This is a genomic window from Edaphobacter bradus (assembly GCF_025685645.1).
Taxonomy (GTDB): Bacteria; Acidobacteriota; Terriglobia; order Terriglobales; family Acidobacteriaceae; genus Edaphobacter; species Edaphobacter bradus.
The window spans coordinates 545,272-561,718 of the sequence record NZ_JAGSYF010000002.1 but is presented as its reverse complement, the minus strand read 5'-3'; the positions used below and the strand labels follow the sequence as shown (position 1 = coordinate 561,718).

Below are 16,447 nucleotides of genomic sequence, written 5' to 3'. Positions count from 1 at the left end.
TGTGTTGTGCGCGATTTACTTGGCATATTCCTCACCGGAGTAAGCGCGTGGTTCGCCGAGGCTGCCGGCGGGTGGAAGATGGCGAAGGTAGACGACGATGGCCCACATATCGTCCCCGCTGAGGATGCCTTTTGAGGCTGGCATGCCTGAGGGCGAGATGCCGTTTTCGATGATCCATTTCAGTTGCCCGTCGGTGTATCGCTGGACCTCAGTCGATGCAAGCGACGGGATGGGCGGCGAGATGCTCGCGGCAAAGGGAACGCCGGTGTTCTGCGCGTCGCGGCCGTGGCAGACGACGCAGTAGAAACCAAAGGCATGCTTGCCGGCTTCGATGCTTTCGGCCGTGGCAGCGATGGGGTTCTTGTCGTGCGTGCCTTTCACCGTGATGTTGCGCTTGGTCCACTGCATAACAGCAGTCTCAGCACGGCCAGGCGGAGTGGCCCTGCAGCCGGCGAGGGCGAGTGCGGCGCATCCGATGACGGCAACGAAAGAGCGGCGCATCGACTATTCCTTAACATGGACCACAAAAAGCATCTTTCCGTGACCTCCGCCGCAGAAGGTGCCGCACTCGCCGCGGAAGTCGCCTGTGCTGCTGGGCGTAACGATGACGTCTTCGGGATGGCCTTTGCTGACCACCTGGTTAATCCTGAGCCCGGGAATCAAAAGGCTGTGGGTAACATCGTCCGAGATGAGGTGCAGCGTGACCGTCTCACCGGGTTTGAGCGTGATCTCCGACGGGACAAAAGCAAACCGGTGCGCATGGACCTCAATTGTGCGGTTGGGCGTCTCCGCGTGACACAGAGGGAGAGCCTGTGTCATAAGGCCACCGATAAACAATGTAAGCAGGCTTCGATAAAATTTCTTCACTTCGGGTCTCCGTTTCCTGGGGTATGTTGGTCTGCGATTGTTCTGCGACTGTCCTGTGGTTGCTTGGCAGATCAAGGTGCCATGTACTTCAGCAGAAGCTCTTCGTCGCGGCGCGAGAGGCGCGCGCGCGAACGCATGTGCATGATCACTGTTCCGGTTAGACGAGGAGAGAGAGCCATAGGCGGCATGTGGCAGCGAGAGCAGTTGGCCTTAAAGACATCGTCGCCGGTGCGTTGGTCATTATGCGTCTGCGAAGTGGCGGTCTGGCCGCGCGCTGTTGAAGGTAACGCGGTCTTTGATTTCTCCTCGGCAACGGCAAGGCCGGCCAGAGACAGGGCGATGAAAGTACAGAGGATGACCCGCTTCATTTCTTCCTCCCCGGCCACAGCGGAAATAGGAATCGGTACGTAAAGCCGAAGTTCCAGACATTAGCGTCGCGTTGCGAGCTGAAGCTTCGACCGTAATTGGAGATCAAGCGGAGGTCGTCGCGCACGTAGTAGTTCAGGCCGAAGTCGACACGCTGTGTGTCCACGCGCGGGAGGGAGTTCCCTCCGCCGTTCGTGGGAAAGAACTGCTGCATGCGGCCGACGATCTGGGTCTTGCGGAAGAAGGCCGGAATGGGAGCCTGCTGCAAGAGATAGGCGGATTCGATCCAGTAGCCGCGGCCGTTGTAGCTGTAGTCGCCCTCGGCCTTGATATCGAGTGGCACGGATGTCGGCTGCCAGGTGACGTAAGTCGCCACGCTGTTGATGTTGCGGTCCTGCAGAAAGCGCTGATAGGAGACTCCGGCTTCGAGGCGGACGCGGGTGAAGTAGATGCTCCAATCGCCGCCAGCGGTGCGCGCTGCCTCAAGCTGGTGTATATCGCTGCGAGCGGAAAAGTAGCTGGTGTACTGGATGGAGTAGGCGGGGCGCTGCACGACCACTCCGCGCAGCATGAAGCCATCGCCAGCGCCGCTGTTGCGCGTACCGATGGCGGCGGTGATGGGGGCGTCCTGCAGGTTGCGGATCCAGAACGGAACGAGCCGGTCATTGAAGAGGCCGAACGGGAGCAGATACTTTCCTGCGGTGAAGGTGACGTGCGTGTTGGCCAGCCAGTCGATCTGTGCGAAATCGACGGTCGTGAAGACCTTGCCCTTGAACGGGCCGTGTGTCTGTTCCTCACGCTGGAAGAAGCCCGTGAAGTCAGTGCGGGATTCGAGCAGCACGTGCGAGCCAAAGGGCACAAGAAGGACAGGAGCGATCTCAGGTACGAGGCTGGTGACACCGCCGTTGACGTTGTGGATGTAGCCCGCGCCTCCCGAAATAACCGGAACATAGCCGGCGTGGTTCTCGGGGGCGGGTGACTCCTGCGCAGCGGCGGAGACCCAGAACCCCGTGCACAGCGCGAGAGCTTGCGTGAGGTGAGCGAGCTTTCGTTGAATTCGGATTCGCACGAGGGCCTTCCCGCCGCTTATTGTGGTCGATCACCTGCGCGAGAGGCAACGTCTCCAGCACGGTGAACGAGCTTGAGTATAGGAAAGGCGCGTAGGGCGATTTGTCATAGCATTGTCAGCGGTTTGTCAAAGTCTGCCGAATGACAAAGATTGCGCGAAATGGAGACACAATCGTGACAAATTCGGCAGGGTGCGTGGCCAATACTTGGTTCTCGAAGGCAGAATCCACACAAGTGTTGAGGCATGATCATGCAGAGTTCAATTAGGCGGTGCGCTTGGATTGCACGCGCAGTTGTTTTGCTGATAGCGAGCAGCGCGCTCCGTGCGCAGACGCCGGGCACCGGCGCGATTGCAGGAACCGTGACCGATCCCTCCGGCGCGGCGCTCGCCAAGGCTCAGGTGACGGTGGTCAACGAGGAGACGCATGTTGCGCGGCGCGCGATGGCCTCAGTAGAGGGAGTATTTCGGGTCTCGCTGCTGCTGCCGGGGACGTACTCGATCTCGGCGGAGGCTGCGGGATTCGCCGTGGGGGTCATGAAGGGCGTGCAGGTGAACGCGAGCGAGACGGCGACGGCGGAGCTCAGGCTCGCTGTGGGAGCGACAAGTCAGAGCCTCGAAGTCACCAGCGATCCAGACCTGGCGCAGCTTGAGAACTCAATGCTGGGGCGCGTCGTCAATGAGGAGACGATCCAGTCGCTGCCCCTTGCAAACCGCAACTACACGCAGATCATCGCGCTATCGCCCGGAGTCGTGGTGGAGCTGGCCAATGCCGCGGCGCTGGGGAGGAACAGCCAGAACGTCTCTGCGAACGGGAACAAGACGACGTCGAACAACATTCAGTTCAATGGCATCGACGCCAACAATCTGTCGCAAAACTCAGCCACCGGATATCAGGCCGAAGTAGGCACCGCGATTCCGGCTCCGGACACGATCGAGCAGTTCAAGGTGCAGACCAGCGGGTTCGACGCTGGCTATGGCAGAGGCGCAGGCGCCAACGTCGACGTCATCAGCAAGGCTGGCGGCAACCGGTGGCATGGCAGCGCATGGGAGTATCTGCGCAACGATGTGCTGAACGCGAACGACTTCTTCGCCAAGCAGAACGGACAGCCGAGGCCGGTGCTGAAGCAGAACCAGTTTGGATTCACGATCGGCGGGCCCATTCGGCGCGATAAGCTGTTTTTCTTTGCCGCGTACCAGAGCTCGACGCAGCGCAACGGCGATTCAAGCCTCTCGCTGGTGACGGCGATTCTTCCGCAACTGGGGAGCGATCGCTCCGCCGCGGCTCTCGGCGCGCAGTTCTGCCCGGCAAATCATCCCGGCAATCCCGGCTACCAGACGTTCGCCGGCGGTGCGCAGATCGCCTGCGATGGATCGAACATCAATCCGGTCGCATTGAAGTTTCTCAACTTTAAGTATCCAAATGGCCAGTATGCGATTCCGAGCCCTCAGACGTTGCTGCCGGCCGATTCGGCGAGCTTGCCGATCGGCGAATCGACCTTCTCGATCCCGGCTAAGTACCGCGAGGACCAGTACACGGGAAATCTCGACTACGTCGTGACAGAGAAGAACCAGCTCGCCGGCAGGTTCTTCTACTCGCGTGCGACGACGAACGAGCCGTTTTCTCCCTTCGGCGCGACCGTGCCGGGATGGGGAACCAACGAACTCGACCAGAACGACATGTTTGTTCTCGCAGACACGCATGTGTTCAACTCCCGCGTTGTGAACGTCGCACGCTTCGGGTTTATACGCTTTGACGGCATCGCTGTGATCGCCCAGCCCATCAACGCCTCCGATGTCGGCATGGCTACGCCCGGAGACCTGCCCGAGACTCCCGGCCTCACGATCGATGGTCTGTTCACCATCGGTACGGCGGGCCAGCCCCACTACTACCAGAACACCAACACCTATGTGTGGCAGGACACCGTGTCCATCACGCACGGGCTGCACAGCCTGCGCCTCGGCGTCGAAGCCAAGCGCCACGAGGTCGACGTGGACGTCCCCTTTGTGAGCGATGGCTTTCTGGAGTTCCGGACGCTGCCCGACTTTCTGGTCGGCCAGAACGCCACACAGAACGGCAGCACGATCAGCAACATCTTCGCCTCGACCGCTTCGTCGGGCATCTTCCGCAAGGACGAGCGCTACACCGACTTCGCCGGCTTCGTGCAGGACGACTTCAGGCTGAACCCACGACTAACGCTCAACCTCGGTCTGCGTTATGAGATCTTTGGCCCGCCGTCGGACACGCACGGCAGGCTCCCAACCTTCGACCCCACTATCGCTTCGCTGTCGGTTCCAGAGAGCGGCTCCTTGAGCGGCTTCATCCTGCCGGCGAACTACAAGGGGCCGCTGCCGCAGGACGTGATCAAGTCATCGCACAACGGGCTCTGGGCCGCGAACTACAGCGATATCTCGCCGCGCATCGGCTTTGCGGCCAGAGTGCTGAACTCGCCTCTGCTCGTGCTTCGCGGGGGCTACGGCATCTACTACGACCGCATGTCCGGCGATCTCGCCGAGCAGACCGTCGGGCAGCCTCCGTTCTCCTTCAAGCAGTCGTTGCAGGGCGCTCAGAACGCAGGCGCGTCGTTTGCGAACCCCTATGTTCCGGCGCTGCCGCCAAACTCGAGCTTCCCCATCTTCCTGCCGCGCGTCCCCGGTGGAGGCCTATCGCTGGCGGCGATCGATCCGCGCCTGCACGATCCTTACATCCAGCAGTACAACCTCAACCTCCAGTACGAAATCTCGCAGAACCTTCTCCTGGAGGTCGGCTACGTCGGCGCGAAGTCGACGCACGTTCCGGGCTGCATCGAGTTCAATCAGGCGCTGCTGGCAAGTCCGCAGAGTCCGGTGAACGGAGAGACGACGAACACGCTCGAGAACATCGTACAGCGCCTGCCCTACGAGGGAATCGCGCAGGGCTCCTATACCTGCAAGACAGCTTTTGACACGCGCTACAACGGGCTTGAGACCAGCGTGACGAAACGGCTCTCGCACGGCCTCGAGTTTCTCGGCAGCTACACGTGGTCGAAGAACCTCAATACGACGAGTGGCTCAGGCGGGCTGTCGAACTTCGAGCTTGGCTTCCTGACCAACGACCAGCACAATCAGAGCCAGGCGCGCGGGCTGGACGACTTTGATCGTACGCATCGCGGCGTGCTCAGCCTCGTCTACACCACTCCACGGCTTGCCACCGCGCCGATGGCCGTGCGCCAGGCAGTCTCCAACTGGCTGCTTTCCACGGTTACAGTGGTGGAGTCTGGAACCCCAGTGACGGCGATTGACAGCAACGCGGGCAGCATCTACGGGAACCTCTCCGGCTTCAATCGCGCGGAGTGCACGGGCATCAATCCGGGCACGTCGGGTTCGCTGTTCTCGCGCCTCAACGGGTACCTCAATCCTGCCGCCTTCACCGATGCGCCGGCCATCGGCGACGGCACGGACTTCGGCAACTGCGGCGTCGGAATTCTGCGTGCACCGTGGCAGCGGAACATCGACTTCGCGCTGGAGAGGACCTTCCCTCTCCGCGAGGCCGGCACTTTGAGGTTCCGCACAGAGTTCTTCAACCTCACCAACACGGCAAACTTCGGCGGGCCGATCAGCAACCGCGTGGCCGGCGCGGCGTTCGGACTGATCACCTCGACCACCGCCAACCCGAGAATCATTCAGTTTGCGCTGAAGTATGCCTTCTGACGCGAGTCTGTGAACAGGAGATACCCCCTTCCCGGGTGTTTTTGCGTAAAATATTCATTGCATTGGCTTTAGCCTAGGACTTGCAGTGTAAGGTATTCTATCTAAACGGCTTGTTGTCAAAGTATTCAAAATAAACGGGTTGCTGGGAGTTGTTGGTTGCAGGTTGCCAGTTGCGGGTTGAAAAACAGGAAAGCCCCGGTTATGCCGGGGCTTCTTCTATTTCTATTGTAGCAAGTTTGGGGAACTACTCTGCCACGGCGATGTGGTTTGTTTTGTTTGGGTTGAGTGGTTTGGGGGCTTGACAGATTTTCTGTGGTGGCCCACTGGGTGACCTGCTACATGGTTGGATTTTTGGGGTCAGGATTCGCTGCCGCGAAAATGGCCCACCTTAGTCGCGATGAAACCGCGCCGAAGATGGGGCACCCGATCGTGGCAGGGTCAGATGTGGGCCACCCAGCCCATACGCGGTATTGGAAGAACGTGAAGGATTGACATGAAAATCGCAGTTTCTAATAGGCGAATATCTTGATGAAAATAAAGCACTTGAAAGTGTCCTCTGCTTCGCTCAAAATGAGTGGCTAGGGAACTAAAATGGCGCATTGGGTAGATCAAATCGCAGAAAAGCAGATTCATGGCAAGAGTGTCGCGGAGGCTCGTCTTCAGGCTAACGCTGCTTCGTCTTTGCGAGTTCAGGCGAGGATACTGGAATACTGGCATCAATTGGTGCTGGAGCTAAAGGAAGCCGAGCGGAAACTCCAAGAGAACGCCGGTCTCCATATCGCCGCCTCTGTCTCTGTCCACGTCGATCCGGAGTTTGAGAACAAACTTCGCATCAATATCACACAGATGGGCTTTCGTCCCGAGATCACGTATACCGACGTGTTTCATTTAATAGGTCAGCAATTCATTCGCTGTCATACGTTGCACGGCGATACATTCAGGCTGCCTTTCGGAGAACGCGGCGACGGGGCAATCGGCTTGTATAGCGAGGACGGTAGAGGTGTCATGATGACGCCAGAGAGAGCGGCGCATTACATCGTAGAACCGATGATTAAGCGGGTGCGTGGGGAATGAAAAAGAAACCCATTCCCGATCCAACGCCCGAAGCCTTCCACGATCTGCTCGGCCGCGCAGCTACGACCGTAGTGCCAGCTTCGCCTCCCGCGCCGAAGGGCAAACCTGCATCGTCGTCCACTCCGCCAAAAGGCGAAACATAGGGTACATGACTTTGCTTCGCGCGATTGCCCACCTTAGGCGCGATGAAGCCGCGCCGAAGATGGGGCACTCGGTTTTTTGACTAGAACCTATCTCATAATTCAGCAAGCCGGGTTCGCTGGCCTCGGTGAACTTCCGTATTGCCGGTAATACGGCAAGAACGCCATCGATGAGTGCGTTGGCGATTATGCGCGAACCGTGAGTCGATTCGGGCTTGATTATGATGATCTGGCGGCAGAGAGCAAACTCTTGTCAATGATTTGGAATACGAGCGAGGGTCGAGTCCACGATGAATATCTTTGAGGGTAAGAATCTGACTAACGCGTACTTATTCGCATATCTCTGCGCTCTGTTGGTACCCCAGATCCACAGTCAAACGGCTCAGTCTGCTCAACAGCGTATGCAGGCTGTGCAGGGTCGCCTTTCTCGGTACGTCGCCATTCGCGGCGGCAAGACTGACGATATGAATCTGGACTCACAGATGAAGGCGCTCGGCGTTCCCGCAGTGAGTATCGCTGCCATCCGAAATGGCGCGATCGACTGGGCGCGGGCTTATTGCGTTTGCTCCATTGAAGGCGTGCCCGTATCGACAGAGACATTGTTCGGAGCGGCTTCCATTGCGAAACCCGTTACGGCCTTTGGAGTACTCAAACTTGTGGAACAGGGCAAGATCGATCTGGATGCGAACGTCAATCAGTACCTGACACGATGGAAGATTCCGGACAATCAGTTCACCGTGAAGCAGAAGGTCACGGTCCGTGAACTTCTCAACCACACTTCGGGCATCGGGACACATAACGGCGAAATCTATGACCCTAGTTCACCGATACCCACACTGCTTCAACTTCTGGAGGGTGAGAAGCCCGCGAGAACGCCGCCAGTTCGTGTTGAGGCCGTCCCAGGCACGAAGTTCGCTTATTCCAACGGTGGCTATCTCGTGCTTTCCCTGCTGATCGAAGATGTCACGGGAGAATCGTTCGCCCCATACATGAAACGAACTGTGCTCGACCCGATCGGGATGAAGCACAGCACCTTCGACGCGCCACTTCCGTTGAAATGGCGCGCGCGTGCGGCCACAGCCTATGGAGCAGACGGAAAACTGTCAGTCCCTCCATCAAAGTTCGTGGAACCGAACTTGGCTGCCGGTGGGCTCTGGTCCACAGCTACCGATTTGGCAAAATTTCTCCTGGAAGTTCAGAGCGAATACGACGGACAATCGCACAAGGTCCTTCAGCAGCAAACCGTACGCATGATGGTTTCGCCTGACAAGGGCATTACCTCACCCAGGCGATGGGGGCTTGGTTTCGAAGTCGGTGGTAGCCAAGAAAATCCTTATATCCGTCACGAGGGGTCAGCATTTTTTCAAGACGACATGGTGGAGTATCTCGACGGCAACGGCATTGTCGTAATGACCAGCGGCGGTGGAGGCGGAGAGCTCGCAGAAGAAGTCATTCGCAGTGCAGGAACGGTATATGACTTTCCCGATTTCAAGTCAATTGAACACTCTGTTGTGGACCTTCCGGCCTCTATTATGGGTGCTTACGTCGGAACCTATGCCTATATCAAGGTGGCTCTGGAGGACGACCATCTTACGGCAGAGATTCCGTCTGGATCGCCCGCCGCCCGGCTTTACCCGGAATCGCCCACGCGGTTCTTCGTCCTTGATGGACCGCAGGAACTGTCTTTCCTTTACGACTCGCAGCAGAACGTCACCGGCGTGGAGTTTATCACTCCCATGGGTCATCATCGGCTGGACAGGAGTCCACAGCACTGAAGTCGCAGTGGTAAATCGTCGGTCCTTCTCAACTGTTGGGAACAGGGCAATGCGCTCATTGACCGCGTAGCCGGTGTATTGTCGGCAATCCGGAAGTAATCGTGCCAAGCTTCACCGACCAGAGGCATTTATGAGATGGGGTTCTAGCCTAAGAGTTCGAGGAGGGCGGCTTCGTCGAGGACTTTGACCCCGAGGGCGTTGGCTTTGTCGAGTTTGGAGCCGGCCTCTTCTCCGGCTACTACGTAGTCGGTCTTCTTGCTGACGGAGCCTGAGACTCGGCCTCCGGCGGCTTCGATCTTTTCTTTTGCTTCCTCGCGGGTGAGAGTGGGGAGCGTGCCGGTGAGGACGAAGGTGAGGCCTTCGAGCCTGGTTCCGCGGACGCGCTTCTCCGCGGTGAAGGTGAGTCCGGCTTTGCGGAGGCGTTCGACGAGATCGAGGTTTTTCCTGTTGTCGAAGAACTCGCGGATGGCCTCGGCGACCTTGGGGCCGACGTCGTTGATGCGGGTGAGGTCTTCAACGCTCGCGGCGATGAGCGCGTCCATGCTGCCGAACTCCTCTGCGAGGGCCTGCGCGGTGCGCTCGCCGACGTGGCGGATGCCGAGGCCGAGGAGGACGCGGTTGAGCGGCTGCTTCTTTGAGTTTTCGATCTGTTCGAGGAGCGAGTCGGCTGTCTTCTCACCGATGCGTTCGAGATGGAGGAGGTCTTCTTTTTTGAGGTGGTAGATGTCGGCGAGGGAGTGAACGAGGGCCTTGCGCGTGGGAGCTTCGGTAGGCGCGTCGCCGTTCTGTCCCATGGATGCTTCGGCTTCATGCTCGGCGATGGTGTGGCCGAGGAGTTGCGAGACCATGACTTCGCCGAGGCCTTCGATGTTCATGACGGAGCGCGAGGCGAAGTGGCGGAGCTCTTCTTCGAGGCGCGCGGGGCAGCTGGCGTTGATGCAGCGGAAGTCGACCTCGCCCTCTTCGCGGACTAGCGGGGTTTTGCAGCGCGGGCAGTCGGCGGGGAAGGTGATCTTGTGGCGGGCGGTTGTTGCGTTGGGTTCCTCGACGACGCGGGTGATCTTGGGGATGACGTCGCCTCCGCGCTCGACCTCGACGAGGTCGCCGATTCGGACGCCGAGACGCTCGATCTCGTCGGCGTTGTGGAGCGTGGCGCGGGAGACCGTGGTGCCTCCGACGAAGATGGGCGCGAGCGCGGCGACGGGCGTGACCTTACCGGTGCGGCCGACCTGGAAGAGGACGTCGTCGAGGCGCGTGGTTGCGGCGCGCGCGGGGAACTTGTAGGCGATGGCCCAGCGCGGAGCCTTGCCGGTGAAGCCGAGGCGGCGCTGCTGCGCGGCGGAGTCGACCTTGATGACGACGCCATCGATCTCGTAGCCGAGGGTGTCGCGGAGGGGCTCGGCGTTTGCGATGAAGTCGAGAACTTCGTCGATGGTGTTGGCGGTGCGCCAGTGGGTGTTGACGCGGAGACCGATCGTGGCGAGGGCCTTGAGGGTCTCGGAGTGGAGCGGGAGGAGCGGCTCGCCGTCGCGGAGGAGGAAGTAGGCGTAGAAGTCGAGGCGGCGCTGCGCGACGATGTTGGGCTCGAGGGTGCGGATGGTTCCGGCGGCGGCGTTGCGCGGATTGACCGCGGGGGCGAGTCCCTGGGCTACGCGGTCTTCGTTCATTTTGACGAAGGCGGTCTGCGGGAGGATGACCTCGCCGCGGACTTCGAACGATGCAGGCAGATGAGCGGCTTTGAGTTTTGTCGCGGGGATGCTGAGCGGGACGGAACGGATGGTGCGGACGTTGGTGGTTACGTCCTCGCCGATGGTTCCGTCGCCGCGGGTGAGGCCGCGTTCGAGCTGGGCGGCTCCGTGTGCGGCTGCGGAGTAGTGAAGCGCGAGCGAGAGGCCGTCGAGTTTCAGCTCGCAGACATAACTCGGCGGGTCGCTGGCGGGGAGGGCGTCGCAAACACGCTTGTCCCAGGCGCGGAGCTCGTCCTCGTTGTAGGCGTTGTCGAGCGAGAGCATGGGGCGGGAGTGCGCGACTTTGGCGAAGCCCTCGCGGGGCTTGCCTCCGACGCGCTGCGTGGGCGAGTCGGGGGTGATGAGCGCGGGGTGGTCGGCCTCGAGCGCCTTGAGACGGTTCATCATCGCGTCGTACTCAGCGTCGGAGATGGAGGGCGAGTCGAGGACGTAGTAGAGATGCTCGTGGTGGCGCAGCTCGTCGCGGAGGGAGTTGATCTGTTGTTCGGGCGTGGCCGCCATGAGGAGGATTATAAAGTTCGACCACGGATGATCGCGGATAAGCACGGATAAGAACAGAGACAATTGTTTTAAATCCGTGAACTCCGTGATGATCCGCGGTCGGTTAGCCGTGTTTTTGCGGAATGAGATCAGTCGAAGTCGCGGAGGTTGGGTGGGATCCAGCGGGCGCGGGCTTCGGTGGAGTGTACGAGGTCGAAGTCGTAGTACTCGCGGAAGATGTGGCGGTCGTGGGCGTAGCGTTCGACGGCGAGCGCGGCGAAGTCGGCGCGGGTGATGGGTGCGGAGTCGCGGACAGTCCGAAGGAGGCGGTCCAGGAGCTTGATCCATGCGACGGTGATGGTCTCGTGGTATCCGCTGGTGGGGGTGTTCTGGCCGCCGACGGCGAGGTTGTAGCGCTTGATACGCTCGCGCATGAGATCGGTGGCGAGCGCCGGGCCGTGGGCGTGGACGTAGCAGGCTCCGGTGAAGAGATGGGCGCTGTGCGTCCAGCGGGATTTGGGGAGCGTGCAGTCCTCGAACGCCGCGAGGAAGGCGTCGATCTCGGGCTCAGTTGTGGGGAGGGGGTGCATCCCTTACAAGGATAGATGACGCTTGGTCTCGAGATTTTGAATTCGCCCATATTGCGAGAATCGACGATGGGAATGAGGAAGATGATACGCTGATCTCCCGCACTGACAGGCCTTTTGAAAGGAGTTCACGATTCCGCATATGACGGTATCTCAAATCTGGAAGAGTACAAAGTTCACCATCGAACGCAGCCAAGGCAAAGTGCCCGGGACGGTGATCTTCCGGTTGTCCGGACCTTTTACGGCGCGCGACATGCACGGCTCGCTGTCGCCGATTGCGCTCCGCAACACCTTCGAGTCGGAGGCAGACGGCGGGAGCGAGGCGGTTCATATTCTCGATCTGACCGAGGTGCCGTACATGGATTCCGCCGGCCTCGGCATGATCGTCAGCCACTATGTGCGGTGTCAGAGCAAAGGGATTCGGCTGTTTGCTGCGGGAGTGAGTCCTCGCATTCTGCAACTCTTTCAGATGACGAAGACGGAGAATCTGTTTCCGATGATTGCGAGCGTCGAAGAGGCCGATCGGCCATAAGCGCGATTTATTGCGTTGGGGTCAGTGGCTCAAACGCTCTGCAATCTCCCGAACTCGCGACTCGGGGATGCCATTTCGCTGTTCAGATTGCAATTGATGTTCGCCAATAACCTCGATATATGGTCGCTCGCCTACCGATCTCGTGTGCAAGCGGATGGGCAACCCAAGAGTCTCATGCTCATAGATTGAAAGATGATTTGCCAGAAGGCCGCTGTAGGGTGGTGTGGTCTCACGTCCTTCTTGATGCCACTTTTCACTCATGCCAAAGAAATCGCTCGCCTGAACCTCAACCCAAACCAGCCACGCGAATGGCTCCTGCTCTCCAACAACTGGAATTTCTAGGCGGCCAATTACGAAGCATCTCGGTTTATCACCATCTGGGAAGACGCACTGGTCCGTGCCTAACTCTCCGTCCTCTTGTCGGGATGCTGTTGCGCGATTCCACGCGTCAGGTGCTTCGGGTCCGGGTCCCCAAACATATGGAGGACCAGGATGGGTCTCATTGCAAACGCTACAGGTATAAGACATGTCAGGCTGAATATATCAGCCAGTGTTGCGGAGTCCCGCGCTGATGCCATTGATCGTCGCGCTGATGGCGCGGTTGAGTTCGGGGGAGTCGGGTTGGCCTTGTGCTATGGCGGCTCGCTTGCGTCGGATGAGCTCGACCTGGATGAGTGACATCGGGTCGACGTAGGGGTTGCGCAGGCGGATCGAGCGCTCGAGGACGGGGTTGGTCTCGAGCAGCGTCTTTTGTTTGGTGATGGCGAGGAGCATGCGGCGGGTGAGGTCGAACTCGGCTTCGAGGGTGGTGAAGACGCGGTTGCGGAGGGCTTCATCCTCGACCAGCGAGGCGTAGAGGTGGGCGATGCCGAAGTCGGATTTGGCGAGCGCCATCTCGACGTTGCGGAGGATGTCGATGAAGAGCGGGAAGCCACAGGCCATGGATTGGAGGAGTGCGAGATTGGTGGATTGGGGAATCTCTCGTGTGGATGAATCCTGCAAACCCGGTTCGGTGGCTGGGATGCTGGATTCTTTCCCACCCTTGTCGCGGTGAAGCTGCGACAAGGATGGGGCACCCGGGGTGTTGTGCTGGATGAAATGCTGAAGGGCGTGGCCTACGCCGAACCATGCGGGGACTAGCTGGCGCGACTGCATCCAGCCGAAGACCCAGGGGATGGCGCGGAGGTCGGCCATGGTCTTCTTGCCGGTGCGCTTGGCGGGGCGGGAACCGATTCGGGCGTGTTCGAGCTCGGCGACGGGAGTGGCCTGCGTGAAGTAGGTGAAGGTGTCGGGGTTGTCGACGATGTGCTTGCGGTAGAAGTCGTAGGAGACGGTGGAGAGCTGCTCCATGGCGGATTCCCATTCGGGGGTGATCTCGCCGGTGAGATGAGGGCAGGGGGTAGGGGGTAGGGAGTAGGGGGTAGAAGGCGCTGTGTTGGCTGTGTTGGTCTGGTGCTGGAGGATGGCGTCGGGGCGGGCGAGCGCGTCGAGTGAGGCGGCAATCATCAGCTCCAGATTGCGCTCGGCGAGGACGACGTCGGAGTATTTCCAGTTGAGGACCTCGCCCTGCTCGGTGAGGCGGAGCTCGCCGGTGAAGCTGTCGACGGGCTGGGCGTAGATGGCGCGGTGGGTGGGCCCGCCGCCGCGGCCGACGGTTCCTCCGCGGCCGTGGAAGAGGCGAAGGTGCACGCCGCAGTCAGACGCGACCTCGTGCAGCGCGCGGTGCGCCTTCCAGATCTCCCAGGTGCTGGTGATCATGCCGCCGTCTTTATTGGAGTCGGAGTAGCCGAGCATGACCTCCTGGTTGTGGCGCCAGCTGGCGAGCAGGGGCTGGTAGGCCTCGCTGGACCAGAGCGCGCGCATGATGTCGGGTGCGTTCTGCAGGTCTTCGATCGACTCGAAGAGAGGGACGGGCATGAGGCCGGGGTCGGAGTCTCCGGGGTCGAGGGAGCCTTCGACGCGGACGCCGCCGATGCGCGCGAGGCGGATGACGTTGAGGACGTCGGCGGCGCTGGTGGCTCCGCTGATGATGTACTGGCGGATGGCCTCGGGAGGGTACGTGAGCTTGAGCTCTGCGATGGTGCGGAAGGTCTCGAGGACCTCGGCGGTCTGGGGGGAGAGGGACGGTGGAAGCTGGAGGGTGGGCTCTGCCGCCGGGTCGGAGCAGCCGGCGATCTCGTCTATGGCGGTGGCGTGGACGCGCGCATGCTGCCGGATGTCGAGGGTCTGGAGATGGAGGCCGTAGGTGCGGACTTCGACGAGCAGCGGGTCGATGAGGAGCTCGGCGAGGCGCTGGCCGCGGTTTTCGACGAGGCTGTTGCGCAGGACGGTGAGATCGCTGAGCAGGTCGGCGGCGCGGGTGTAGGGTGCGAGCGCGGGATTGAGCGGTAGAGGCACGGCACTCTGCGGCGTGGCTCCGAGACGCATCATGATGCAGGCGATGAGCAGGCGCAGGTACTCGAAGTGGAAGCGCTCTTCGAGGGCGCTCTGGCCGGCGGCGCGGAGCTGCGAGAGGTAGTGCTTGAGGAGCTTGTCGACCTCGTCGGAGACGGGGACCTGCTGGGTGGAGCTGCCGAGCTGCTCGAACACATTCTGCAGGCGGCGGCGGTAGTGCGTGAGCAGGAGCGCGTGGGCCATGGCGAGCGCTTCGCGCGTGGTCTGCGGGGTGACGAAGGGGTTGCCGTCACGGTCGCCTCCGATCCAGGAACCGAAGGAGATGAGTTGCGGGAGGTCGGCGATGGAGGGGGTGGCGGCTTGTAACTTCTCCGGAGAGGTTCGTGGCGCTTCGGACGAAATGCGGGGGTTCTTCGCTCCGCTCAGAATGACAGCTTCGCCTGCGGCCGGGTATTCGGAGTGCAGCGCGGCGGCTACCTCGGTGTAGAGGACGGGGAGGGTGTCGAAGAGGCTGGTCTCGTAGTAGTCGAGGGCCATGCGGACCTCGTCGCGGACGGTGGGGCGCGCGCTGCGGACGTCGTCGGTCTGCCAGAGTGAGGTGATCTCGGCGGTGAGCTCGCGCTCGAGCGATTCGAGCTGCGGCTCGGGAACGGGGATGCGGTCGAGCTGCTCGAGGATGTCCGAGATGCGGCGGCGCTTGAACATGACGGAGCGGCGCGCGACCTCGGTGGGGTGCGCGGTGAAGACCGGCGTGATGCAGATGTGGGAGAGCAACTCGCGGGTCTGCGCGGCGTCGAGGCCAGCCTCGCGGAGACGGCGGAGGGTTCCGCGCAGCTCTCCGCGCTGGGGCGTGCCCTGCTGGTTGAGCCTGGTGGAGAGCCGGCGGCGCTTGCGGTGGTTCGTCTCCGCCAGGTTGATGAGCTCAAAGTAGAAGCTGAAGGCGCGGGCGAGCCGGTAGGCCGTGGTGAGGTCGTTGGAGTGCTCGTGGACGCGGGCGAGGGCCTGGTCGAGGAGGCCGCGTGCGGCGGTGGAGTCGCCGCGGGAGGCGGCTTCGCGGCCGGCGATGGCGGTGCGGCGCAGGTCTTCGACGGCGGCGAAGAGGGAGTCGCCGGACTGCTCGCGCAGGACCTCGCCGAGCAGCATCCCGAGCGAGCGGACGTCGCGACGCAGGGGAGCTTCCTTGAGCTCGCCGGTGGGCGCCTGCAGCTCCGCGAGCCGCTGCGGCCAGGTGGATGGAGACCAGAGAGACGGCATGCTTTGATTATGCCTTGCGGGAAGGCAGCTTTTTGCTGGTGGGCACGGAAAACAAAAAGGCACGGCGGATGCCGTGCCCCGATCAACCTCTACTGTGGTGCGCAGGTTTGCGCGCTTACATCACGAGAGCGATCTGCTCGAGCTCTTCCTTCATGCGCTGGACGTTGTATCCAGCGGATTCGAGCCGAGTGGCGGTGCGGCGGGCGGCGTGGTTGGAGACGCCATAGCCCTTGCCGGCAAGATAGATAAGGATGAGATCCGCGGCTTGCCAGGAGTCAAGTCCTGCGTGCAGAAGCTCTTCGCGCAAGCCAGTCAGATCTGCTTCGGGAAACTTTTCAATCTCGATTGGCTTGGCTTGAATCATGGCCCGGTCCTCCTGACGATTAACCTTCTATTAATATTACCTTCCACTCATTAGACGCAGGAGTCAGCGCGAGGATACAAGTTTCGGCGACGCTGTTACGCGGGTCGAAG

The 16,447-nt window shown here is 60.9% G+C and carries 14 protein-coding genes; 5 read left to right on the top strand and 9 right to left on the bottom strand.

Annotated elements, in window-relative coordinates; translation table 11 throughout:
* Positions 1 to 15: 15 nt before the first annotated feature.
* From OHL16_RS08400 to OHL16_RS08385, 4 genes are all read right to left on the bottom strand, one after another.
* Complete coding sequence (locus OHL16_RS08400) at positions 16 to 501, bottom strand: c-type cytochrome (RefSeq protein WP_263366663.1); 486 nt, start codon at positions 499 to 501, stop codon at positions 16 to 18.
* 3 nt (positions 502 to 504) lie between these two features.
* The gene (locus OHL16_RS08395; RefSeq protein ID WP_263366662.1) at positions 505 to 867 is read right to left on the bottom strand and encodes a cupredoxin domain-containing protein; all 363 of its coding nucleotides are present in this window, start codon (positions 865 to 867) and stop codon (positions 505 to 507) included.
* Positions 868 to 938: 71 nt separating this feature from the next.
* Positions 939 to 1,235, bottom strand: a complete 297-nt coding sequence (locus OHL16_RS08390) for a hypothetical protein (RefSeq protein ID WP_263366661.1) — start codon at positions 1,233 to 1,235, stop codon at positions 939 to 941.
* The gene (locus tag OHL16_RS08385; protein ID WP_263366660.1) at positions 1,232 to 2,302 is read right to left on the bottom strand and encodes a hypothetical protein; all 1,071 of its coding nucleotides are present in this window, start codon (positions 2,300 to 2,302) and stop codon (positions 1,232 to 1,234) included. Before OHL16_RS08385 ends, OHL16_RS08390 begins: the two co-directional genes overlap by 4 nt.
* A gap of 249 nt (positions 2,303 to 2,551) precedes the next feature.
* Between OHL16_RS08385 and OHL16_RS08380 the strand changes: the two genes are divergently transcribed.
* The 4 genes from OHL16_RS08380 to OHL16_RS08365 all read left to right on the top strand — a co-directional run bounded on the left by OHL16_RS08380 (position 2,552) and on the right by OHL16_RS08365 (position 8,978).
* Positions 2,552 to 5,989: a TonB-dependent receptor gene (locus OHL16_RS08380; protein ID WP_263366659.1), complete on the top strand. Its 3,438-nt coding sequence runs from the start codon at positions 2,552 to 2,554 to the stop codon at positions 5,987 to 5,989.
* Positions 5,990 to 6,580: 591 nt separating this feature from the next.
* Positions 6,581 to 7,063 (top strand): hypothetical protein, encoded by a 483-nt coding sequence (locus OHL16_RS08375; protein ID WP_263366658.1) that lies wholly within the window; start codon positions 6,581 to 6,583, stop codon positions 7,061 to 7,063.
* The gene (locus tag OHL16_RS08370; RefSeq protein ID WP_263367460.1) at positions 7,060 to 7,206 is read left to right on the top strand and encodes a hypothetical protein; all 147 of its coding nucleotides are present in this window, start codon (positions 7,060 to 7,062) and stop codon (positions 7,204 to 7,206) included. The genes OHL16_RS08375 and OHL16_RS08370 overlap by 4 nt, the downstream gene beginning before the upstream one ends.
* Positions 7,207 to 7,493: 287 nt before the next feature.
* On the top strand, positions 7,494 to 8,978 hold the full coding sequence (locus OHL16_RS08365) for a beta-lactamase family protein (protein ID WP_263366657.1): 1,485 nt from the start codon (positions 7,494 to 7,496) through the stop codon (positions 8,976 to 8,978).
* Between the two features lie 143 nt (positions 8,979 to 9,121).
* Here OHL16_RS08365 and ligA read toward each other — a convergent pair whose 3' ends face one another.
* Together ligA and OHL16_RS08355 are read right to left on the bottom strand one after the other, a co-directional pair.
* Complete coding sequence (ligA, locus tag OHL16_RS08360; RefSeq protein ID WP_263367434.1) at positions 9,122 to 11,227, bottom strand: NAD-dependent DNA ligase LigA; 2,106 nt, start codon at positions 11,225 to 11,227, stop codon at positions 9,122 to 9,124.
* A 128-nt stretch (positions 11,228 to 11,355) separates the two neighbouring features.
* Positions 11,356 to 11,796, bottom strand: coding sequence for a hypothetical protein (locus tag OHL16_RS08355; protein WP_263366656.1), 441 nt, complete (start codon positions 11,794 to 11,796; stop codon positions 11,356 to 11,358).
* 139 nt (positions 11,797 to 11,935) lie between these two features.
* Between OHL16_RS08355 and OHL16_RS08350 the strand changes: the two genes are divergently transcribed.
* The gene (locus OHL16_RS08350) at positions 11,936 to 12,325 is read left to right on the top strand and encodes an STAS domain-containing protein (RefSeq protein ID WP_263366655.1); all 390 of its coding nucleotides are present in this window, start codon (positions 11,936 to 11,938) and stop codon (positions 12,323 to 12,325) included.
* A 21-nt stretch (positions 12,326 to 12,346) separates the two neighbouring features.
* Here OHL16_RS08350 and OHL16_RS20280 read toward each other — a convergent pair whose 3' ends face one another.
* The 3 genes from OHL16_RS20280 to OHL16_RS08340 form a co-directional block, all read right to left on the bottom strand.
* Positions 12,347 to 12,853 carry a DUF2199 domain-containing protein gene (locus tag OHL16_RS20280; RefSeq protein ID WP_396127164.1) on the bottom strand — a complete coding sequence of 169 codons (507 nt, stop codon included), beginning with the start codon at positions 12,851 to 12,853 and terminating at the stop codon, positions 12,347 to 12,349.
* A gap of 15 nt (positions 12,854 to 12,868) precedes the next feature.
* Positions 12,869 to 15,973, bottom strand: a complete 3,105-nt coding sequence (locus tag OHL16_RS08345; protein ID WP_263366654.1) for a phosphoenolpyruvate carboxylase — start codon at positions 15,971 to 15,973, stop codon at positions 12,869 to 12,871.
* 115 nt (positions 15,974 to 16,088) lie between these two features.
* Positions 16,089 to 16,337, bottom strand: a complete 249-nt coding sequence (locus OHL16_RS08340; RefSeq protein WP_263366653.1) for a hypothetical protein — start codon at positions 16,335 to 16,337, stop codon at positions 16,089 to 16,091.
* Between the last annotated feature and the right edge of the window lie 110 nt (positions 16,338 to 16,447).